General features: G+C 38.3%; 27 protein-coding genes. 25 read left to right on the top strand and 2 right to left on the bottom strand.

The window, feature by feature from the left end:
- The first annotated feature begins 81 nt into the window (after nucleotides 1-81).
- The 25 genes from rsmG (at nucleotide 82) to ACG9ZL_RS04490 (ending at nucleotide 19,679) form a co-directional block, all read left to right on the top strand.
- On the top strand, nucleotides 82-714 hold the full coding sequence (gene rsmG / locus ACG9ZL_RS04610; RefSeq protein WP_336951442.1) for a 16S rRNA (guanine(527)-N(7))-methyltransferase RsmG: 633 nt from the start codon (nucleotides 82-84) through the stop codon (nucleotides 712-714).
- A gap of 24 nt (nucleotides 715-738) precedes the next feature.
- Entirely contained in the window at nucleotides 739-1,521 is a 783-nt protein-coding gene (locus ACG9ZL_RS04605; protein WP_004720853.1) for a ParA family protein, read from the top strand.
- The gene (locus tag ACG9ZL_RS04600; RefSeq protein WP_004720851.1) at nucleotides 1,518-2,408 is read left to right on the top strand and encodes a ParB/RepB/Spo0J family partition protein; all 891 of its coding nucleotides are present in this window, start codon (nucleotides 1,518-1,520) and stop codon (nucleotides 2,406-2,408) included. The genes ACG9ZL_RS04605 and ACG9ZL_RS04600 overlap by 4 nt, the downstream gene beginning before the upstream one ends.
- Nucleotides 2,409-2,443: 35 nt before the next feature.
- The gene (locus ACG9ZL_RS04595) at nucleotides 2,444-3,076 is read left to right on the top strand and encodes a MotA/TolQ/ExbB proton channel family protein (RefSeq protein WP_336951441.1); all 633 of its coding nucleotides are present in this window, start codon (nucleotides 2,444-2,446) and stop codon (nucleotides 3,074-3,076) included.
- Nucleotides 3,077-3,096: 20 nt separating this feature from the next.
- Nucleotides 3,097-3,519: an ExbD/TolR family protein gene (locus tag ACG9ZL_RS04590; RefSeq protein WP_336951440.1), complete on the top strand. Its 423-nt coding sequence runs from the start codon at nucleotides 3,097-3,099 to the stop codon at nucleotides 3,517-3,519.
- Between the two features lie 3 nt (nucleotides 3,520-3,522).
- Complete coding sequence (gene msbA, locus ACG9ZL_RS04585; protein WP_336951439.1) at nucleotides 3,523-5,253, top strand: lipid A export permease/ATP-binding protein MsbA; 1,731 nt, start codon at nucleotides 3,523-3,525, stop codon at nucleotides 5,251-5,253.
- 6 nt (nucleotides 5,254-5,259) lie between these two features.
- Complete coding sequence (gene lpxK, locus ACG9ZL_RS04580) at nucleotides 5,260-6,276, top strand: tetraacyldisaccharide 4'-kinase (RefSeq protein WP_419359222.1); 1,017 nt, start codon at nucleotides 5,260-5,262, stop codon at nucleotides 6,274-6,276.
- A gap of 4 nt (nucleotides 6,277-6,280) precedes the next feature.
- Nucleotides 6,281-7,042, top strand: a complete 762-nt coding sequence (kdsB, locus tag ACG9ZL_RS04575; RefSeq protein ID WP_336951436.1) for a 3-deoxy-manno-octulosonate cytidylyltransferase — start codon at nucleotides 6,281-6,283, stop codon at nucleotides 7,040-7,042.
- 52 nt (nucleotides 7,043-7,094) lie between these two features.
- Nucleotides 7,095-8,075, top strand: a complete 981-nt coding sequence (locus ACG9ZL_RS04570) for a DNA polymerase III delta subunit-related protein (protein WP_336951435.1) — start codon at nucleotides 7,095-7,097, stop codon at nucleotides 8,073-8,075.
- A gap of 26 nt (nucleotides 8,076-8,101) precedes the next feature.
- A complete protein-coding gene (locus tag ACG9ZL_RS04565; RefSeq protein ID WP_336951434.1) occupies nucleotides 8,102-8,443 on the top strand; it encodes a PilZ domain-containing protein in 342 nt (113 codons plus the stop codon).
- Between the two features lie 27 nt (nucleotides 8,444-8,470).
- Nucleotides 8,471-9,244: a TatD family hydrolase gene (locus ACG9ZL_RS04560; protein WP_419359220.1), complete on the top strand. Its 774-nt coding sequence runs from the start codon at nucleotides 8,471-8,473 to the stop codon at nucleotides 9,242-9,244.
- Nucleotides 9,245-9,333: 89 nt separating this feature from the next.
- Nucleotides 9,334-9,948: a TetR/AcrR family transcriptional regulator gene (locus tag ACG9ZL_RS04555; protein WP_004821232.1), complete on the top strand. Its 615-nt coding sequence runs from the start codon at nucleotides 9,334-9,336 to the stop codon at nucleotides 9,946-9,948.
- Nucleotides 9,949-9,953: 5 nt separating this feature from the next.
- On the top strand, nucleotides 9,954-10,520 hold the full coding sequence (locus ACG9ZL_RS04550; RefSeq protein WP_336951431.1) for a prepilin-type N-terminal cleavage/methylation domain-containing protein: 567 nt from the start codon (nucleotides 9,954-9,956) through the stop codon (nucleotides 10,518-10,520).
- Nucleotides 10,507-10,890 carry a type II secretion system minor pseudopilin GspI gene (gene gspI / locus ACG9ZL_RS04545; RefSeq protein ID WP_419359217.1) on the top strand — a complete coding sequence of 128 codons (384 nt, stop codon included), beginning with the start codon at nucleotides 10,507-10,509 and terminating at the stop codon, nucleotides 10,888-10,890. Before ACG9ZL_RS04550 ends, gspI begins: the two co-directional genes overlap by 14 nt.
- Nucleotides 10,890-11,546 carry a type II secretion system minor pseudopilin GspJ gene (gspJ, locus tag ACG9ZL_RS04540; RefSeq protein WP_336951429.1) on the top strand — a complete coding sequence of 219 codons (657 nt, stop codon included), beginning with the start codon at nucleotides 10,890-10,892 and terminating at the stop codon, nucleotides 11,544-11,546. Before gspI ends, gspJ begins: the two co-directional genes overlap by 1 nt.
- A 48-nt stretch (nucleotides 11,547-11,594) precedes the next feature.
- Nucleotides 11,595-12,551 (top strand): type II secretion system minor pseudopilin GspK, encoded by a 957-nt coding sequence (gene gspK / locus ACG9ZL_RS04535; protein ID WP_336951427.1) that lies wholly within the window; start codon nucleotides 11,595-11,597, stop codon nucleotides 12,549-12,551.
- A 221-nt stretch (nucleotides 12,552-12,772) separates the two neighbouring features.
- Nucleotides 12,773-13,369, top strand: a complete 597-nt coding sequence (locus ACG9ZL_RS04530; RefSeq protein WP_336951426.1) for a 6-pyruvoyl trahydropterin synthase family protein — start codon at nucleotides 12,773-12,775, stop codon at nucleotides 13,367-13,369.
- Nucleotides 13,370-13,442: 73 nt separating this feature from the next.
- On the top strand, nucleotides 13,443-14,156 hold the full coding sequence (gene ung / locus ACG9ZL_RS04525; protein ID WP_419327453.1) for a uracil-DNA glycosylase: 714 nt from the start codon (nucleotides 13,443-13,445) through the stop codon (nucleotides 14,154-14,156).
- The gene (locus ACG9ZL_RS04520; RefSeq protein ID WP_336951425.1) at nucleotides 14,153-15,274 is read left to right on the top strand and encodes an enoyl-CoA hydratase/isomerase family protein; all 1,122 of its coding nucleotides are present in this window, start codon (nucleotides 14,153-14,155) and stop codon (nucleotides 15,272-15,274) included. Before ung ends, ACG9ZL_RS04520 begins: the two co-directional genes overlap by 4 nt.
- A gap of 6 nt (nucleotides 15,275-15,280) precedes the next feature.
- Nucleotides 15,281-15,805, top strand: a complete 525-nt coding sequence (gene tadA / locus ACG9ZL_RS04515; RefSeq protein ID WP_336951424.1) for a tRNA adenosine(34) deaminase TadA — start codon at nucleotides 15,281-15,283, stop codon at nucleotides 15,803-15,805.
- A gap of 84 nt (nucleotides 15,806-15,889) precedes the next feature.
- Complete coding sequence (locus tag ACG9ZL_RS04510; protein WP_336951423.1) at nucleotides 15,890-16,324, top strand: SRPBCC family protein; 435 nt, start codon at nucleotides 15,890-15,892, stop codon at nucleotides 16,322-16,324.
- An 11-nt stretch (nucleotides 16,325-16,335) separates the two neighbouring features.
- Entirely contained in the window at nucleotides 16,336-17,025 is a 690-nt protein-coding gene (cmk, locus tag ACG9ZL_RS04505) for a (d)CMP kinase (protein WP_419327458.1), read from the top strand.
- A 119-nt stretch (nucleotides 17,026-17,144) separates the two neighbouring features.
- Entirely contained in the window at nucleotides 17,145-18,827 is a 1,683-nt protein-coding gene (gene rpsA / locus ACG9ZL_RS04500) for a 30S ribosomal protein S1 (protein WP_336951421.1), read from the top strand.
- A gap of 159 nt (nucleotides 18,828-18,986) precedes the next feature.
- The gene (locus ACG9ZL_RS04495) at nucleotides 18,987-19,289 is read left to right on the top strand and encodes an integration host factor subunit beta (protein ID WP_004720793.1); all 303 of its coding nucleotides are present in this window, start codon (nucleotides 18,987-18,989) and stop codon (nucleotides 19,287-19,289) included.
- Nucleotides 19,290-19,313: 24 nt separating this feature from the next.
- Nucleotides 19,314-19,679 carry a lipopolysaccharide assembly protein LapA domain-containing protein gene (locus ACG9ZL_RS04490; RefSeq protein WP_336951420.1) on the top strand — a complete coding sequence of 122 codons (366 nt, stop codon included), beginning with the start codon at nucleotides 19,314-19,316 and terminating at the stop codon, nucleotides 19,677-19,679.
- A 141-nt stretch (nucleotides 19,680-19,820) separates the two neighbouring features.
- Here ACG9ZL_RS04490 and ACG9ZL_RS04485 read toward each other — a convergent pair whose 3' ends face one another.
- Together ACG9ZL_RS04485 and ACG9ZL_RS04480 are read right to left on the bottom strand one after the other, a co-directional pair.
- Complete coding sequence (locus ACG9ZL_RS04485) at nucleotides 19,821-20,888, bottom strand: fimbrial protein (protein ID WP_336951419.1); 1,068 nt, start codon at nucleotides 20,886-20,888, stop codon at nucleotides 19,821-19,823.
- 15 nt (nucleotides 20,889-20,903) lie between these two features.
- Complete coding sequence (locus tag ACG9ZL_RS04480; RefSeq protein WP_419359214.1) at nucleotides 20,904-21,944, bottom strand: fimbria/pilus outer membrane usher protein; 1,041 nt, start codon at nucleotides 21,942-21,944, stop codon at nucleotides 20,904-20,906.
- Between the last annotated feature and the right edge of the window lie 86 nt (nucleotides 21,945-22,030).

Below are 22,030 nucleotides of genomic sequence, written 5' to 3'. Positions count from 1 at the left end.
TATTAACTCATCGTTAACTACTGTTCCACGGGCGAGAAATAGGTATACTTTCAGCTAATTTTTTAAAGATGTTATTTGATCATGCATCCATTTTTTCAAGAGTTAAAGCAAGGCAGTCTAAAGCTTGGCTTAAAACTTAGTGATGAAGCATTAGGATTATTGTTGCAATATCAAGATGCACTCGTCCTGTGGAACAAAGCTTATAACTTAACAGCGATTCGCGATCCAAAAGAAATGTTGGTTAAGCATTTATTGGATAGCTTAAGTATTTTAAATGATTTACCCGCTGGTCGTTTACTCGATATTGGTACTGGCGGGGGCATGCCAGGGATGATCATTGCACTGTGTCAACCTGAACGCCAATGTGTTTTGTTGGATTCAAATGGTAAGAAAATTCGTTTTCTGAAACAATTTATTGCAGATTTAAAACTAAAAAATGTTGTCGCAGTTCAGACTCGTGTAGAAAACGAAGATAGTATCCATGATCTAGGGCAATTTGATGTGATCACCAGTCGTGCATTTGCTTCATTGACAGATTTTGTGACAGCTTCAAAACCTTATATGCATGAAGGCAGTATCATTGCGTCAATGAAAGGTTTGATTCCCATTGAAGAGGTTGATGCTTTAAAAGATAAGTGGAGTTGTGACATTATTGAATTGCATGTACCTCGGTTGGACGAACAACGTCATTTACTTTTATTAAAACAGATTTAAAACAGACTAAGGGTTGGGGTTACCATGGCTCAAATTATTGCTATCGCAAACCAGAAAGGTGGCGTAGGTAAAACCACGACAGCCGTGAATTTGGCTGCCTCTTTGGCAGTGTTGAAAAAGCGTGTTTTATTGGTCGATATGGACTCTCAGGGTAATGCTACAATGGGGTCGGGTATTCAAAAAAATGATTTGTTGTATTCTGTCACCGATGTACTTCTGGGTGAAGTACCGATTGAAACTGCAATTAGTAAAGCCGAAGTTGGTTATAAAGTGCTTGGTTCAAATCGTGATTTGGCAGGTGTTGAGTTAGCAATTGCAGAGCAAGATGGACGTGAGTTTATTTTGCGTAACGCTTTACAGCAAATTGAAAAAGACTTTGATTATATTATTGTTGATTGTGCGCCAAGTTTGAGTTTAATTACGGTCAATGCTTTAGCAGCAGTGGATGCAGTGATTATTCCAATGCAATGTGAGTACTATGCATTAGAAGGATTGGCAGATCTGACGCAGACTATTGATAAAATTCAACAAGCTTTAAACCCTGAGTTGGAAATTATTGGGGTACTTCGCACGATGTATGATGCGCGTAATGCTCTCACCCGTGATGTTTCTGCCGAATTAGAACAGTATTTTGGTAAGAAACTTTATGATACAGTGATTCCGCGTAATGTGAGGTTGGCCGAAGCGCCAGCACATGGATTGCCGATTATTTATTTTGAGAAAAGCTCTAAAGGTGCAATTGCATATTTAAATTTAGCAGCTGAAATGTTGAAAAAGAGTAAAGTGAAAAAAGGAAATAAAGCATGACCGTGAAAAAAAGAGGATTGGCAAAGGGTCGTGGCTTAGATGCGTTATTAGGTTCAATCCAAAAAGAAAAATTACAACTTGAAGTTCAAGCATTGGATCATGGCCAATTAAAACAGATGGATGTAACCCAATTAAAACGTGGCGCTTATCAACCCCGTCGTTTTATTGGTGAGCAAGATTTGCAAGAACTTGCAGCATCAATTAAAAAACATGGTGTAATGCAGCCGATTGTAATTCGTCCTATTGAAAATGACGAAACTCCATATGAAATTATTGCTGGTGAACGTCGTTGGCGTGCGGCACAATTGGCGGGTTTGACAGAAATTCCTGCAATTGTACGTGATTTGACCGATCAAGTTGCGATTGCCCTGGCATTGATTGAGAATATTCAACGCCAAGATTTAAACCCAGTTGATCAAGCACTGGCATTACAACGCTTTCATGAAGAATTCGGTTTGAGTCATCAAGAAATTGCAGATACTGTAGGTAAAGCACGGACTACCGTGAGTAATTTATTGCGTTTATTAAGCCTAGAAGATGAAATCAAAGATTTAATGCAACAAGGTTTATTAGACATGGGGCACGCTCGTGCGATATTGACCCTAAAAGCTAAAGATCAATTGCAAATTGCAAAAATTGTGATTGATAAGAGTTTGTCTGTACGTCAAACCGAACAGTTGGTGCGTGATTGGAATACGCCAAAGCAGGAAAAATCTAAAGATCCACTTGCGCCTGATGTACAGCAACTGACCCAAAAATTGTCAGAACGTTTTAGTGCAAGTGTAAAATTAGACTATAACAAACAGGGTAAAGGCAAGCTGGTCATCAGTTATAACTCGCTTGATGAGTTAGATGGAATTTTAAATATCTGTTTACCAGAACAATAATGTTTAAGCGATTTAATTAATTTGGGGAACTAAAGATGTGGGAACTTGTTAAAGCCGGCGGTTGGTTAATGCTGCCATTGGTTTTATGTTCAATTTTTACTGTTGCGATTTCAATCGAGAGATTTATACGGCTGAAACGATCTTTAGTTCTACCTAAGTCGCTTATAATGCAAAAAGGTCGCAATGTTGACGATGTTTTAGATGAAATGGAACAAGATCAAACTGTTTGCCAAACAGCATTAGGCTATATTTTTAAAGATGGTATAGATGCTTATACTCAAGGTGAAGCGTTTGCGCGTGCTCAAATGGAAGCTACAGCTTCCCGCGAAATTGGATATCTAGAAAAAAATATAAATTTTTTAGGTACATTGAGCGCTGTTGCACCTTTATTGGGTTTGTTGGGTACAGTGATAGGGATTATCGAGTCCTTTCTGGTCATTGATTTGGGTTCCAATGCCAATCCAACCATGATGATTCCAGGGATATCTAAAGCATTAATTACCACAGCTGCTGGTATGGTTATCGCCATTCCTGCACTATTTGCTTATCGTTATTATCAGCGTTTAGTTCAGGAATATGTGGCTGAACTAGAGCAGCAGTCGACTTTATTTCATGCAGCCTTATTTTTTCAGACGCACCTTGAAAGTGAAAAAAAGAAAGCTGGTTAAATCCGTTTTAGGGGTGTTTCATGAAATTTAGACGCAAAACAGTTGAAGATATTCATATCAATCTTACTCCACTGATTGATTGCTTATTATTTATATTGGTGATTTTGTTACTGACCACCACGTTTAATCAGCAAAGTCGAATCAATCTTTCTTTGCCTGATGCACATGGTGTTCCGCCAAAAGAATACAAAAATAAAATTGAAGTCATGGTAGACTCCGCAGGACATTATGCAGTAAATGGGCAGGCGCTTTCGAGTAAAGAGTCTGCTGATTTAAGTACTGCAATTAAGCAAGCAGCAAATGATAATCGTGATCTGATGTTTGTGATTGCTGCAGATGCTAAAGCAACCCATCAAGATGTTATTCGAGTGATGGATGTTGCAGGACAGCTAGGTTTCGTTAACATCAATATCAGTACCAAAGTTCCATCTCGAGGTTATTAATTAGTGAATCAGGATTTTAAGGTCTATGTCCGTCTTTTGGCGTATTTAAAGCCGTATTGGGGGGCAGCCTTACTCGTTATTGTTGGATTTGGCATAAATGCAGCAACTGAAGTCTCCGTAGCGAAGTTACTTAAATATATAATTGATGCAATTCAGGGTGGCAATCGTGGTGATCTTGATTGGTTTCCTGCACTGATTATCCTGTTGATCTTTTTCCGTGGCTTAGGGTTGTTTATGGGAGGCTACTTTACCGCAGTCATCTCAAGAAGTTTGGTATTTAGTATTCGTCAAGAGGTTTATGCCAAACTTTTAAAACTACCAGCACAGTATTATTTGGATAATTCATCAGGTCATATCACTGCAAAAATTATGTATAACGTAGAGCAGTTAACCGCAGCGTCATCTGAATCATTAAAAATATTACTTCGTGATGGTGCAATTGCTTTAGGTTTATTGGGTTATCTGCTTTACACCAATTGGCGTTTGACCTTATGTATTTTTATTTTTATGCCAATTATTGGCTTGTTGGTGCGTAAAGCTTCAAAACGTATGCGTAAACTCTCCATTCAAGTGCAAAACACTATGGGGGATGTGAATCATATTGTTCAAGAAACAATAAGCGGTAATGCTGTTGTAAAGAGCTTTGCTGGCGAAGAAAGTGAACAAAAACGTTTTTATAAGTCTTCAGAAGAAAACTTAAAACGTGGTTTGAAAATGGTCGTCGTACAAAACTTAAATAGTCCATTGGTACAATTGGTCATGGCCTTTGCTCTGAGTATCATTATTTGGCTGGCATTACGTCCACAAATTCTAGGTGATACTTCTGCAGGAGAGTTTGTTGCTTATATTACAGCAGCTGGGTTGCTGGCTAAACCTATTAAAAACCTCACTGATATTAATGAAAAATTACAACGTGGTATTGCGGCAGCATATTCTGTATTTGAGGTTCTAGACTTACCACAAGAAGAGAATACGGGAAATTTAACACCTAAATTATTGGGTGATATCAAGTTTGATCATGTGTCTTTGATATATAAAAATAAAGTGAAAGCAATTGATGATTTTTCATTAGAGATCCAGGCTGGACAAACGATTGCTCTGGTTGGGCGTTCAGGTGCGGGTAAGTCTTCATTGGTGAATATGTTGGTGCGCTTTCAGGAGATTAGTGCAGGGCAAATTTATTTAGACCAGTTGCCTATAAAAGACATTGAACTGAGTTGTTTACGTACTCAAGTTGCGATGGTTAACCAGCAAGTCGTTTTATTTGATCGAACGGTGCGTGAAAATATTGCATATGGTCAGTTAGAAAAAGCATCTGAAGAAGCCATTATTGCAGCAGCTAAAGCAGCTTATGCACATGACTTTATTATGGAATTACCTAAAGGTTATGACACGCCTTTAGGTGCGCAAGGCTTAAGTCTTTCTGGTGGTCAACGTCAACGTATTGCCATTGCGCGTGCAATCCTTAAAAATGCACCGATTCTGATTCTTGATGAAGCCACTAGTGCTTTGGACAATGAGTCTGAACACTTTATTCAAAAAGCTTTTGATGAAGCGATGCTTGATCAAAACAGAACTACGATTGTGATCGCTCACCGTCTATCCACGATTGAGAAAGCGGATAAGATTGTGGTTATGGATAAAGGGCGTATCATAGAGCAAGGTACTCATACTGAGTTATTGGCGAAGCATGGCGCTTACTATCAATTGTATGAACGTAACTTTGAGGAATAACCCAACATGTCTATTGCGCAAATCATTCAAGATGCTTGGAATAAACAGTCCAAGTGGTTGATTGCATTGCGGCCATTATCATGGTTATATCAGTTCGGTTTTACGGTAAATAAGCAGCTGTATCAAACAGGTATAAAAAAAACCTATAAAGCACCTGTCCCAGTAATGATTATTGGAAATATTACTGTGGGTGGGAGTGGCAAGACACCACTGTTGATTCAGTTGGTGAAGCATTTGAAACATAACCATGTGCGTGTTGGCGTGATTAGTCGTGGTTATGGTGGTCAAGGACCTTTTCCAGCACTGGTTACATTAGATTCTGTGCCTGATCAAGTAGGCGATGAACCTTGTTTAATTGTTCAGTCTACAGAAGTTCCCATGGTGGTGGGTGCGAATCGCCAAAAAAATATTGAATTACTCCTTCAATATTATGAACTTGATTTAATCATTAGTGATGATGGTTTACAGCATTGGGCTTTAGAGCGCCAAATCGAATGGATTGTGCTGGATAATAATCGTGGGCTGGGAAATCAGAAGCTACTTCCTGAAGGTTATTTACGCGAGCCTGTGAGTCGTTTAAAACACGGTACCGTGATTGAGCATGCCCATCAGCCACATTCATCTCTGAATATGCATTTAGAGGTGACTGAACCTTATCTATTAAATCCAAGTTTTGACCAATCTGAGCAGTTTGATCCTACACTCGATTATTATGCAGTCGTTGGAATTGGTTTTCCTCGACGCTTTTATAACACTTTGGAAAGTATAGGTGTAACTCAATTTCAATGTCATGAGTTTCCAGACCATTATGATTATGAAATTGATGATTTACAGTTTGAGGATAATAATCCGATTATCACCACTGAAAAAGATGCGGTAAAGCTTTTACCCTTATTGAAAAATCATTCTACATTTAGTCGTGAGATTTGGGTGGTTCCAGTTGGAGCGGTCTTGTCTGATGAATGTTATTTATTACTCAACCAACAACTTACTCAACTTGGTATTGATCTAATACAAGGTTAATTTGATGAAACATATTGTTATTCCTGCGCGTTTTGCGAGTTCACGCCTTCCAGGTAAACCTCTTTTAGAAATTCATGGGCGAGCCATGATTTTACGTGTGGTCGACCAAGCAAAAAAAGTACAGGGTTTTGATGATCTTTGTGTAGCGACAGATGATCCACGTATTGCAGCGCTTTGTCGATCAGAAGGTGTGGATGTTGTGATGACAGATCCGAATCATCCTTCGGGCACAGACCGTTTAAGTGAAGTTGCTCGAATCAAAGGTTGGGATGCTGAGGATATTATTGTGAATGTTCAGGGTGATGAGCCGTTGTTGCCTGCACAATTGGTGATTCAAGTTGCTGAGCTATTGGCGCAGAAAGCTGATTGTTCAATGTCGACCTTATGTGAGCCTATACATCAGCTTGATGAGTTTCAGCGTGACAGCATTGTAAAAGTAGTGATGTCAAAGTTTAAAGAAGCGCTTTATTTCAGTCGTGCGCAAATTCCTTATGATCGAGAGGGTGCTAAACAGGCTGAGCAAAAGCTACATCAACATGCTTATCGTCATTTGGGCTTATATGCTTATCGTGTCAAGCTTTTACAGGAATATGTCAGTTGGGATATGGGTGTTTTGGAGCAATTGGAAAGCTTAGAGCAATTACGTGTTTTAGAAAATGGACATCGTATTGCGATTGATATCGCACAAGTAAATTTACCACCAGGTGTCGATACTCAAGAAGATTTAGATCGCTTAAACATTTTAGATGCAGCGGTTTTTGAATAGTTTGAATTTGCGTCACTTGTTTTTACCTCACTTGTATTTAGGTTTTTGATTCATGGATGCTTCTAATTCTCAGGTTTATCCTTGGCAGCAACAGACATGGGAAACCTTAACAGGTCGCTTTCCAAAATTAGGGCATGGTTTATTGTTCTATGGTAAAAACGGTTGTGGTAAACATGCATTTACCCAACATTTTTTGTCATGGGTTTTGTGTTTAAATAAAACACCTCAAGGTGCTTGTGGCGAGTGTACAAGTTGTCAGTGGCTCAAATCAGATACCCACCCTAACTATGTTAATATCACGACCGATGAAGAGAATAAGAAGCAAAACGCGAAAATTAAGATCGAGAAGATCCGTGATCTACTACCATTTGTGCAGCAAACAGTAGATGGTTGGCGTGTTATTGTGATTGAACCTGCAGAAGCTTTAAACATTGCTTCTGCAAATGCATTATTAAAAACGCTAGAAGAGCCAGGTGACCGGGTACAGATTATTTTACTTGCGGAACATTATCTAAAGCTCCCAGCAACAATTCGTAGTCGATTACAGCATTTTGCTATGGATCGTATTAGCCCCACGCTTTCAGAACAATATTTGCAACAGCATTTACCAACTGAAATGCATTCTAAAATTAACTTGTTGATGAATTTATCTAATAATATGCCACTGCAAGCATTGGCGCTTGCTGAGCTAGATTGGTTAAACCGACGTGGGGAGTTTTTACAGGATTGGCAAAAACTGGTCAGTCAGAAAAGTATGCCTTTACAGTTTGCTTCAAAATGGAATAAAGAACTGAGCTTTTATGATTTTTTACAAATGTTTGAATACTTGTTGTCAGATATAATTTGTGTCAAGCTGAATCAAGTTGTAAAGAATTCAGATTTGGAATTAGATGAGCTTGCAGCGCAGTATCAATTGCAAACTTTATTCTCAATTTATCAAGACTTACAACAATCGAAGCTAAAAGTTGATCAAAATGTACAAACAAATCTAATTATTGATCAATTGTCGATTCAGTTAATGAATGTGACATAAAATTTGAATATTCAGGGGGAATAATCATGCAACCACGTATGGGCGGTTTGATTCAAGTTAACATCAATGATCGTGCAACCTTACAAGCCAGTTATATGCCTTATATTTTAGGTGGTGGTTTATTTGTACCGTCAAAGAATCCTGTAAAAATGGGCGATGAAGTGTTTGTATTGGCAGGTTTGCCGGATCAATCGCAGAAAATTCCTTTAACAGGGAAAGTGATTTGGATTTCGCAAAAGCAAAATGGAATTAAGCCACAAGGTTTTGCGATTCAACTCACTGGTGAAAAAGGCATCTATTACAAAATGGAAGCTGAAAAATTACTCGCAGGCAGTATGTCTTTAGACCGTCCTAGCTTTACAATGTAAGCCAATTTTCAATTTTTAGGAATTTCTGTGTTTGTTGATACGCATTGCCATTTAACCATGTTAAATCTTGAACCTTATGCTGGGGATCTCGATGCCGCATTACAACAAGCAAGAGATGCTGGTGTGTCCAAATTTATGGGGATTTCTGTAGATTTGGATGACCATATCGCACTTGCAGAAATTGCCGCAAGACATTCAGATGTAGGCTATAGTGTCGGTGTGCATCCATGTGAAGATCCTGCTGTGATGCAACGAGCAAGTGTTGAAAAACTGGTTGATCTGGCGCAAGCTGAAAAAGTTTGGGCCTTGGGTGAAACAGGCTTGGATTATTTTCATAGCACAGAATTTATTACTGAACAAAAAGCCTGTTTTGCACGACATATTCACGCATCGCAACAGGTTAAAAAACCTGTAGTTGTCCATACCCGTTCAGCAAAACATGAAACTGTAGATATTATTCGAGCTGAAAAATCAACACATGGTATTTTGCATTGTTTTACAGAGGATTGGGAGACTGCAAAGGCCGTTTTAGATTGTGGCTATTATATTTCCTTCTCTGGAATTGTTTCATTTAAAAACGCACAAGAACTAAGAGATGTAGCAAAGCAAGTGCCTTTAGATCGCTTGTTGATTGAAACGGATAGTCCTTATTTGGCACCTATGCCTTATCGAGGAAAGCCGAATGAACCAAAATATGTTCCTTATGTAGCCAAAGCGCTGAGTGATGTATATGATAAAACGCTTGAAGAGATCGCTTTCATTACGACACAAAATTTTGAAAACCTGCTTCGACAAAAGTGATTGAAAAGTACTGATTTTTAAAAAGCAATCAATAGAAGTGCCTCAATTTATTAACGGATAGAATTAACAAGAGAGTTTATCGGGTGAAGATGGATCGACAGGCTCAGTTTAGAGCAAGAGAAGCATTGATTTTTCAGGTTGCTGAACAACTGCTTTTAGAAAATGGTGAAGCGGGGATGACATTGGATGCCCTTGCTGCAGAACTAGATCTAGCCAAGGGAACACTTTATAAGCATTTTCAGAGTAAGGATGAGTTGTATATATTGCTCATCATTCGTAATGAACGTATGTTACTTGAAATGGTTCGTGATACTGAAAAAGCATTTCCTGAGCATTTGGCTTTTTTTATGTTGCACCATTTACACCATCCTGAACGTGCAGTGTTATTCCATCAGATCGAAGAGCGATTATCCACCACTGGGCAAGGCATCCATCATTTATTTAGTGAACTTTATCAAGTGCGTAAACAACGTTTACGTATCATTATTCGAATGACTGAAAGTTATCTAGAGTCAATTCAAAGTTTGATGTCTGTACGTGATTATTTGGCTTCAATTTGGTCAATTACTCATGGTGGAGCCGCGATACTGAATTCAAGCTTCTATCAGCGTTATTTAGGTTGTCGAGATACCTTGCGTGTCGCATTGATTGATCAGGCATTGGCTGTGCCAAAACATCCACAAGCCTCAGAACAGGTTGCTTAGCTGCAATGAAAAATCTACGATCATCTCAAAAAATGCGAGGTTTTACCTTAATTGAGGTGATGGTGGTGATCGTCATCATCAGTATTATAGCCTCATTGATCATTTTAAATATTGATGGTGTAGATCAGCGTAAAGCTATGCAAGCGCGTGAGATGTTGTTGCTGGATTTAAAGCAGATTAATCGTGAAGCCAATGATCAAGCGCGTATTTATGCACTCGATTTACACAATGCTACAGATGTTGCGGATGCACAATATGGCGTTATTGAATATATTCAAGTAAATGAAGATGCCGAACAACCTACCCGAGTGGTTGACAATAAACCATGGAAAGAAGTGACAGACTTTCCTAAAAGAGCGTTACCAGAATACGTTTCATTTTCTATTGAAACGGAAGATCATCAATTCCAAAATGCAAATAACTCAGAACTTTTGGGCAATAATGCACCTAAATTGATTTGGTTTGGAAATGGTGAAGTCAAACCTGTCACAATTCAAATGTATTATCAGCAAAAGCCAGTGGGTGAGGTAATTCGAGTTGATTATTTGGGTAAGGTAGATGAAGAAAAATAAAGGCTTTACTTTAATTGAGGTGGTCGTGGCTTTGGCGATTTTTGCAGTCGCAGCAATGGCATTGACCAAAGTAGCTATGCAATATACACAGTCGACAGCCAATGCGATTTTACGAACCAAGGCTCAGTTTGTTGCACAGAACGAAATTTCGATGATGATGATTAATAGTGAATGGCTGTCAGGAACGTCATCCAAACAAATCACCACACAAGGTGAAACTTGGCAGGTAGATAAAAAAGCAGAAACTACACTGAGCCCAAATGTACAAAAAATAGATGTGCAAGTGAGCCTTTTTGATCCTGATACGGGTAAAGTAGAAGCAGGGATTACCAATATGGTGTTCTTTAATTATCCGATCAAAGAAAAATAATGATGAATCTAATCAAGCATAAAAAAAATCAAACTGTGTATTCACAGAAAAGCACAGGCTTTACCTTAATTGAACTTTTGGTGGCCATCGCAATCTTTGCTGTTTTGTCAGCATTGGGGTGGAAAATATTTGACTATTTGATAAAAGTTAAAGATCGCAATGTTATGCATGAGGAAAATTTAGGCCAATTACAAGGCGCGTATCAACAGATTCAACGTGATACTTTGCAAATTGTTCCCATTTCTGCAAGAAATGGTGAGGAAATTGAACCCGCTTTACGCTTAGATAACCAAAAACTATCTTTCAGTAAAACTGGTGTAACCGATCCGCTTAAACAAGGGTTGTCACCCTATGAACGAATTGAATATGTTTACAATCCACAAGAGAAAAAACTTTACCGTCTGAAATATTCAAATTTAAATCGAAATAATTCAGAACAACCTTTGTCGAGTGTGTTATTGGCAGATGTGGATCAGTATCGTATTGATGCTTTAAATCCAACTGAATTAGATCGCTGGCCAAACGATATGATTAAAAATGAAGGGCAATTACCACGTGGGATTAAAATCAAAGTCACGATTCGTGATATAGAATATGAATGGATTTTTAGTTTGCTCAATTCTGACTATTTGATCAATAACAGCCCAGCTATTTAAAATCAGTATTGTGGTAGATGCGGATCACTAAATTTAGGTAAATCAATCATGCAATTGAAGCAGCAAAAGGGTATCGCATTAATTACGATTTTAGTAATGGTTGCTTTAGCAACCATCATTGCCGCGACGATTGCTAAACGTCAAAATTATACCAATGAAAGTACAGGGTTTTTAAAACGTCAAAGCCAAGCCCTTTTTTATGCAAAGAGTGCAGAAGCGTTTTACTCTGAAATATTGGTGCAAGACAGTGAAAACAGTAAAGAGGCAGATTATTTACAGGAAACTTGGGCAAAACCAATGCCAGCATTTCCGGTTGAAGATGGATATGTTGCAGGTGTGTTAGAAGATGAGTCAGGTAAATTCAATTTAAACAGTTTATTAACCAATGAAGGTAAGCCCAACGATGCTGCACAGAAATATTTTTCTAAACTGTTGGTTCGTGTCGGTTTACCCGCTGATGCTGTTCAAGCAGTGATTGATTGGCAAGATCCAGATAATGAAACGATAGGTTCCTTAGGCGCTGAAACAAGTTATTACCAAGGTTTGCCTAAACCTTATTTGGCTGCAAATCGAAAATTTGCCAGTGTTGAAGAACTTAAACAAGTACGTGGTTTTGAAGAAAAGAAGTATGATTTAATCGCACCATATATATCGGCACTGCCTGATATTGCCACACGAATTAATGTCAATACAGCACCTGCAATGGTTTTGGCAGCCATAGATGAAAAATTAGACGTAAATAGTATACAAACAGCTTTAAAAGCGCGACAAGAAAAACTGGAGCACTTTGCCAATGTGGGAGAGTTGATGAAAGTCGCACCATTTGACACCTTGGAGGCTACAAGCAAAACCGAAGCAGACAAGATTTTCGGTGTAACATCCAATTATTTTAAAGCTAAGATAGAAGTATCTTTAAGCAATCGAAAGCGCCAATTTACCACGCGCTTTATGCGTAATGATAAATCGCAAGTTTATGTTTATTCACGTAGCCTTGCGCCATTTTGAAAATTTTGCTAAATATTTTTTTAACTATATGATTTTAAATAACTATAAAAGGTAGTTAAAAGGTTGGTTGATTGCGTAAATATGATTCGATAAGCTAAATAGGCCTAAAAAATGAGATTATCCTTTTTGCTAATTGCAATCAACGTGAAAATTAATGCTCAGGGTTCGAGTTTTGCTTTATAATCGAGATTCTTTACCGATTTGTTTATAAAATTTGGCTCATGTTAATTCGTAAGTTATTTAAGTTTGAAAATGCACATATTGTGCGGAATTGCACGTCAGATCGTTGCAAACGGTCTATACACGGGCACAGCTATAAAGTTGAATTACTACTTAAAGCTTCAAAACTTGATCATGGTCAAATGGTATATGACTTTGGATTGCTTAAAGGTGTAATCAAAGAAATTTTCGACAGTTTTGACCATGCGATCTGTTTTTGGCAAGAAGATAATCCTGAATATATTCAGGCTTGTAAAACTTTTAGTGCACGTTGGGTGGCTTTGCCTGTTTCTCCATCAGCTGAACAGTTTTCACGGATATTCTTTTTCCTTGCTCAACAGATTTTAAAATCAACCATTACCCAAAATGGGGAAGGGGATGTTGAAGTCTATTCTGTGATTGTGCATGAAACCGATACAGGTTATGCGCAAAGTTTTCAAGAAGATATTGAAAATGCTCAGATGGGGCTATTGAGTCTGGATAAAATTATTTTTTCTGAGCAAGTTAAATCTGAATGGTCTGACCCAGACATGTATGAAAAATTGAAACAAGGTATTCTGTTTCAAAACCCTGAAGTGGATTTACAGGTTAAAATTTAAATGATGATTTTTGAGTGAAATCTATCTTAGGACAAATAAATTTTTAGGAAAATGAAATTTAGGATGAAAGTTGATGCAATTATCTGAACTCGAACAAACAAAATTAAATCAAGTTCGGTTAGATCAAAGTTGGAAAGAAGGTTTAGCTGAGTTCCTTTTGAGTCAGCAAATGGATGATTTGCGTTCTTTTTTAGTTACTGAAAAAAATGCAAATAAAACCATTTACCCACCCAGCTCACTTATTTTCAATGCATTAGACACAACGCCATTGAATCATGTAAAAGTGGTCATTTTAGGACAAGATCCTTATCACGGTCCTGATCAAGCGCATGGGTTAAGTTTTTCCGTACAGAGAGGCGTTGCATTGCCTCCGTCTTTACGTAATATCTTTCATGAGTTAAATACAGATTTAGCTGTGCCTGTATCCCGACATGGTGATCTCACCAAATGGGCTCAACAGGGTGTATTGCTTTTAAATAGCGTGTTGACAGTGGAAGCGGGGCAACCAACATCACATCAAAAACGCGGTTGGGAAAATTTTACAGATCATGTGATTGATGTGTTGAATGAGCATAGAGAGCACATTGTATTTATACTTTGGGGCGCATATGCTCAGAAAAAAGGGCAACGTATAGACCAAACGAAGCATCTGGTATTAAAAGCTGCACACCCATCTCCATTGGCGGCAAATCGTGGTGGCTTTTTTGGTTGTAAGGTTTTTTCAAAAACAAATAATTATCTGAAACAATATGGCATTGAGCCAATCGACTGGCAGCTGGACGCATGACAAACTCTCCCGAAATAAATAATTATCACCCAGATCTGATTATCGAAGAAGCAAAAAAGGGATGGCGAATTATTCGCTTAAATCGTCCTAAGTCGCTTCATGCACTTGATGAATCCATCGTTACGGCATTATTGAAGCTGTTTGAGGATTTTCATCATGATGACTCGGTTAAGGCAATTTGGTTGGACTCAACCACGCCAAAAGCTTTTTGTGCAGGTGGTGATGTTCGTAAACTTCGCCAATTGGTGATCAACAATGAAGTTGAAACAGCCAATAAGTTTTTTGAAACGGAATATGCTTTAGATTTACTGTTGCATAATTATGCTAAGCCTATAGTAGTTTGGGGTGAAGGTTATGTTATGGGGGGGGGCTTAGGCTTATTTATGGCGGCCCCATTCCGTTTGGTTACGCCATATTCGCGTCTTGCTATGCCTGAAGTGAATATCGGTCTATATCCAGATGTGGGAGCTACACGTTTCTTGGCAGATCGTGGTCCAATAGGTTTATTCACGGGGTTAACAGGTTCGATCATGACTGCAGCGGGTGGTTATGGGATTGGCTGGGCAACTCATATTTGTGATGCCCAACGTGATGTGGTTTTACAGAAACTGATTGATATCGATTGGGAGCATTATCCTGCTGGTGATTTCCGTGCTTTAGATGACACCTTAAATAGTTTACATCGTCCTGTTTCACCAGGCCCGTTGCAAAACTCTTTGGATGTGATTCATAGTGTTTGTCGTGGTGTAAACTTTGAACATGATTATGAAGCGATTATTGGTCTAAGCGATGCGCGTAGTGATTGGTTGCGTCAAGCCAGCGAGAATCTACAAAAGGGCTCACCAAGTACTGCTGCGATTACGTGGTTATTATGGCAGTGGGGACGTCAAGTTCATCCTTGGTCTGAGGTTTTTGAATTAGAAAAACAAATTTCTGATTGGAAAATTCGTCATCCTGATTTTGTTGAGGGTGTACGTGCACGTTTGGTTGATAAAGATTTATCCCCAGAGTGGGAACAGGTTGAGTCTCGAACATTGCGTGGAATACTTGCCAAAAATCCACCTGTCACAACGATTGACAGTTGGAATGCGCTTCTAAGTCAGTATGGTATTATTTAAGGTCGTATGACTGAAGAAGCTCAACAATACATAGATCAACAATGGATGCAGCTGGCTTTAGAGCAAGCTGCATTTGCTGCATCTATCGGTGAAATTCCAGTAGGAGCTGTGATTGTAAGTCAGGGGCAAGTTATCGGTGAAGGTTATAATCAACCGATTGCTCAGCATGATCCAACAGCCCATGCGGAAATTCAGGCACTGCGCAATGCGTGTCAAAAGATTGAAAATTATCGCCTACCTGAAGACGCAACTTTATATGTCACACTTGAACCTTGTACTATGTGTGTCGGTGCATTAATCCATGCAAGAATCAAACGTGTGGTTTTTGGCGCGGTCGAACCTAAAGCAGGTTCACTCATCAGTAGTCGTCAACTGTTAGAGATTGGCTATTACAATCATATATTTCAGTTTGAAGGGGGCTGTTTACAATCACAGTGTTCAACCCAACTGTCTGATTTTTTTAAAAAGCGTCGTGAGCAAAAAAAACAATTAAAGTTACAACAAAAGACCTTAAATGACATATTAAAATGATCTAGAATACACAAGATTTTAGTGACAATTAAAATTGTCAACTTAAGGTTTAAAAATATAGTTAAAATTTAAAAGGATATAACAATGAATTCTATTCAAGTAAAACAAGAGTTTGATGCACCAATCGATCAAGTCTTTGACTTGTTAGCAAAACATTCAACTTATAATGTGGCTTTTGCTCCCATCCAAGTTATACGAGTGAAAGATGCTGCTGATCCTGAACGCCCAGATGGATTGGGGTCTATCCGTCGTATGGGGTTTGGTCCGATCAAACCGATTCAAGAGCAAATTACTCATCTGGATGTCAATAAACGTATTGAATATAAGTTAATTAAGAATCCATTGATTAAACATCATATTGGAATTATTGAGTTTACAGCGCTTGATGCGAACAAAACCCGTGTTGACTATACGATTGAATTACAAGCACGTGCACCATTTGTGAGTAAATTAATACTTGCACAGCTTAAACTAGCGATTACACTTGGATTTAAGAAACTTGCTAAGTCTGTAGCTTAATTGGAAATTCAATGACAATTCAAATTATCACAATCGATGGGCCAAGTGGTTCTGGTAAAGGAACACTTGCAGCAAAACTTGCGAATTACTATCAATTCCATTTATTAGACTCTGGTGCGCTATATCGTTTGCTTGGATTGTCATTGCATCAAAAAGAATTGTTGGACTCATTAGATACTGAATCTGTATTGCAACAAAGTGTGACGATTGCAACAAATTTAGATATCGTATTTAAGAGTACTGACAACGGAATCGTGATTTTGTTGGATGGTGAAGATGTCTCACAAACGATTCGGACTGAACGCGTTGGTGAATTTGCTTCAAAAGTCGCAGCAATTCCAGTGCTTAGAGCGGCATTGGTAGATCGACAACATGCTTTTGCTCAGTTGCCTGGCTTAGTTGCAGATGGGCGTGATATGGGCACTTCTATTTTTCCGCAAGCGCAAGCAAAAATTTATCTCACTGCCTCAGCAGAGTCCCGAGCAGAGCGTCGTGTAAAACAGTTGCAGGGAATGGGGCTGGATGTTAAAATAAGCGACATTTTAGCAAATATACAAGCTCGAGATAAAAGAGATATGGAACGCACAGTCGCTCCACTCAAGCCAGCAGAAGACGCTTATATCATTGATAGCTCAGAAATGAATATCGATGAAGTGTTTAAACTGATGACTGATTATGTTGAGTTACATTTAGCTAAATAAAGAATATTTAATCAAATATTAGCCAAAGCATAGCTTGATCAGTTTTATACGGACTATGTGGATGGCTTAACTAAACCGGCCTTGTCTGATCCAAGACCGTTGACTTTACTAGGTATATCATGACCGAATCTTTTGCAGCCCTCTTTGAAGAAAGCGAATCAACTCTCAATATCGACAAAGGTGCCGTTATTAAAGGTATCGTTGTTAGCATCGACTCTGACTGGGTTACTGTTGACACTGGCCTTAAATCTGAAGGTGTTGTCGCACGTTCAGAATTCTTAAACGAACAACGTGAACTTGAAGTTCAAGTTGGCGATGAAGTTGATGTTGTTGTTGAAGCGCTTGACAACGGTATGGGTCAAACAGTTTTATCACGTGAAAAAGCGAAACGTGCTGAAACTTGGACTAAACTTGAAAAAATCTTTGAAGACGGCGAAATCGTTACTGGTGTTATTTCTGGTAAGGTTAAAGGCGGTTTCACTGTTGACATCGGTCCAGTTCGTGCATTCTTACCAGGTTCATTGGTAGATACTCGCCCTATTCGTGATACAACTCACCTTGAAGGCAAAGAGTTAGAATTCAAAGTAATCAAACTTGATGCTAAGCGTAACAACGTTGTTGTATCTCGTCGTGCTGTAATGGAAGCTGAATCTTCAGCTGACCGTGAAGCGCTTCTTTCTCAATTGGAAGAAGGTCAAACAGTTACTGGTACGATCAAAAATCTTACTGATTACGGTGCATTTGTTGACCTTGGCGGTATTGATGGTCTTCTACATATCACAGATATGGCTTGGAAACGCATCAAACACCCTTCAGAAGTTGTTGAAGTGGGTCAAGAAGTTACTGTTAAAGTACTTAAATTTGACAAAGAACGTAATCGTGTATCTTTAGGTCTTAAGCAATTAGGCGAAGATCCATGGTTAGCGATCATGAACCGTTATCCTAAAGGTTCTATCGTTAAAGCACGTGTTACAAACTTAACTGACTACGGTTGTTTCGCTGAAATCGCTGAAGGCGTTGAAGGCTTAGTACACGTTTCAGAAATGGATCACACAAACAAAAACATCCACCCATCTAAAGTTGTTCAGATTGGTGATGAAGTTGATGTTATGGTTCTTGAAGTTGATGAAGAGCGTCGTCGTATTTCATTGGGTATCAAGCAAACTCGTGCGAACCCATGGGAAGAGTTCTCTAAGTCACACGACAAAGGTGAAAAAGTTTCTGGTACGATCAAGTCTATTACTGACTTCGGTATCTTCATCGGTTTACCTGGCGGTATCGATGGTCTAGTTCACTTGTCTGATATTTCTTGGAATGAGCAAGGCGAAGACGCTATTCGTCGTTACAAGAAAGGTGATACAGTTGAAGCAGTTATCTTGTCTGTAGATGCTGAAGGCAATCGTATCAGTCTTGGTATCAAGCAAATGAACAGCGATCCGTTCAATGACTTCTTAGCGACTAACGAACGCGGTGCGTTGGTTAAAGGTACAGTAACTGCTGTTGATGCTAAAGGCGCAACAATTAAGTTAGCTGACGAAGTTGAAGCTTCTTTGAAAGCATCTGAAATCAACCGCGATCGCGTTGAAGATGCAACTAAATTCTTAGAAGTTGGTCAAGAAGTTGAAGCTAAAATCATCAATGTAGATCGTAAATCACGTTCTATTAACTTGTCGATTAAAGCTAAAGACGAAGCTGAAGAAAAAGAAGCTGTAGCAAACTTGAAAACTACAACTGCGCCTACTGGTCAAGACAATGGTCCTAAGACTATTGGTGATTTAATCAAAGCGCAGATGAACCACTAAGTGATTGTTAAGAAGTATTATTTAATGTAATTAATTAATATTTTTTATTCAAATAGTGTAAAAGGTAGCGTAGTATATGATGACTGCGCTACCTTTTTGTATTTAAAAAGGATATTATCTGGTGTATATCAATTAGCATTAAAATTAATGAGGTCTTAAATGACAACTGAAGCACTTAATAAGTCTGACTTAATAGAAAGAATTGCTCTCAAAAATCCGCATTTAGCAGAGCCATTAGTCGAAGAAGCAGTTAAGATTATGATCGATCAAATGATTGCATCATTATCTTCAGATGACCGTATTGAAATTCGTGGGTTTGGTAGTTTTGCTTTACATCACCGCGAGCCACGCGTGGGTCGTAATCCAAAAACAGGTAAATCAGTGGAAGTTGCAGCAAAAGCTGTACCTCACTTTAAACCTGGTAAAGCACTCCGTGATGCAGTAAACGAATCTGCTAATTAATAAAAAAATTCGAATGAGGTGAGTATGCGCTATTTCTTAATTGCATTACTACTGGTAGTCTTTGGTTACGCTTTAGCATTAGTCTTGCAGAATCCAGCGGAACTACCTGTAGATTTATTGTTTACTCAAGTACCAGCAATGCGTTTAGGGTTATTGCTACTCTTAACTTTGGTGCTCGGGATTGTTCTTGGATTGTTGCTTGGCGTACAGGTATTTCGTGTATTCCAAAACGCATGGGAAGTTAAGCGTCTTCGTAAAGATATTGATCATCTTCGAAAAGAACAAATACAGACAGCACAATTGGCCGCTGCTGAAGCTGCCGCAAGTGCTCGTCATGAAAAGACGGTATTAGATATTCAACCAGAAAATAAGAATGTCAATCCGCTTTAATCATTATGATAGAAAAGCGCTTTACCACCACTGGAAAGCGCTTTTTTATTTTTACTGATTTCTGAGTCTGTCGATTATTTAACATCAAAAACCTTGTTTAATATCATCAAATAAAACAAAAGAATATAATTTCACTATTTTTTAATCATATACGATATTTAAATAAGCTTGAGATCTCACCAAACCTGGTGTTACGGTATTTGCTGTTCTTACGTAATTGGCTTTAATTACATGCTGAATCAATTGTGATGTATTTAAATTACCAAAGGTCCATTTATTGGTACTTCTTGATTGGTTTGGGTCTAGACTAATTATCGCATTATTTTTATCACGTAAACGAATCCCCACACCTGTAGCATATCCAGCCCCGATTTGATTCTCTAATATATTTGTTGCATTGGATTGATTCAATGCATCGGTGGTATAAGCTTTTATTTCACGACCTGCACCATCATTTAAATTTGCACAATTTATACTGAGGGTTGCTGTATTGCTTGAGCTCAATGCGGTTTCATTTCCGACTAAACCCAAGTTTCGTACACTAACATCAGGTAGCGCAATGGTATAGCTGCTTTGACTCAGTGAGCATGTGGATTCAGAGATATTGACTGTTGCATTTAAATACACTGGAATTTGTGTATTTGCAGGAATAAGAACATTATCACTAACGCGTTTTAAACTGATGGTTGCTATTCGTAGATTCGAAACATTGATCGTGGTTGGGTATGAGGTCATTGTTGATGTTCTGGGTAAAACATATAATGTCACCCTCATTTTTACACCATGCGTATCACCACTATAACTATAAATTGCTAATTCAGTAGTATTTAGTGTTTTTAATGTACCACTCGTCGGTGCATCGCCCATTTCAACTTTAATCCCTAAAGCTGGGTAAGCATTTAAGCGCGAAATATTGGCATCATAGGTCGTCACATTGGTGGCAAAAACATTACCAAAAATGGTTCTATTTACCCCAACAGTACATCCAGTATAGACACGGAAAATATCAAAATTTGCTGAAGCAACTTCGCGGGAATAAACATTGGACTGTACTGATGTTCCTTCATATTTATTGATATTCATGGTACTGGCATTCATCGTTGGCATGCTATAACCGCTGGTGAAATTGCTACCGACACTGCAATCTGCAAATACTGCAAAACTTGCAGGGAGTGTAGATAACATAAATAACAATTTATATTTCAGCATAAAATTACTCCGTGTTTATTTGCAGTTTAAGTTAAAGCTTGCAAAAGGGATTTGAGTTTTACTTTGCTCCAATATTTCTTTGGAAATATCGAATTGACAAGAATCAGTATTACTCCAATAAACGCTATAGCGTCCAGGATTTATATTTTGCATAAAAATTTGCTGACCTTGTCCTACTGTAGTCACTGCATTACCCAAAGCATCTTTCACTTGAGCACCCATTGGAATGAGCACCTCATTTGCGTGTTTAAGTTCAATTAAGGCTTTTGTGCTTTTTAATGCTTTAAAATCCACCAAAATACTGGCGTTTAATTTAGGTACAACTTGTAATTGGGTAGCATTAACATAGGTATTGAGTGGAATTGTATTGGGGTTTAAGTTGATACTATTGTATTGGTAAGGATTTAGATAGGGAATAATCGCATTGCCCCAGCGATCAATTTTAATATTATTTCCATTGGAGAGGCTGGTTCCCTCTAAGCCTTTGGCATGAATAATTGCAAAAGTATCATTTAAATCATTGGCTAAAGTAATGCCGTGTTGATGTGCAACAATAGCGCCTTGTGCTTGTAAAGAGTATTGATGCTGTTGGTCAAAGTCGGTTGCATAAGTTGATGCTAAATAAACCGGATTAGTTCGATAACTCAAAGAACTGCTGAAGAGATCTTTATCTTTACTATTTGAATAATTGAAGTTATAGCCGAACTGTTGATTTTCACCTAAATTTCCAAATATGCCGACTTGATTGGTATTGAGTGCATTATTATCTGGATAGACTTCACTACTTAGACGTAAATTACTATTTTTCTTTTTAAACGACAGAGGAATATTCACATTCACAAAGTATTGAGTGTCTTTATCTAATTTGTATTGATCATTTTGAGTATGTTGCATACCCACATAGTAACTGATGCCTTTAAAACTATTGCTATAGCTAATTTGATAAAATTTTTGTGTATTGATTTGATGCCAGAATTCATACTGTGAAAAACTGGCTGAAACAGCACCAAACTGATGACCTAGGTTCTGGCTCAGTTGAATATAGGGCGAATTCAAACATGAGGTGCGACAGTTTGAAAAGTCTTATGATAATCAACAAGCTGAGCAAATTTCTCTAATGGTGTAAGCCAATCTAACGCTTT

Source organism: Acinetobacter legionensis, assembly GCF_048551735.1.
Classification (GTDB): domain Bacteria; phylum Pseudomonadota; class Gammaproteobacteria; order Pseudomonadales; family Moraxellaceae; genus Acinetobacter.
This window is presented reverse-complemented; position numbering and strand designations above follow the sequence as displayed.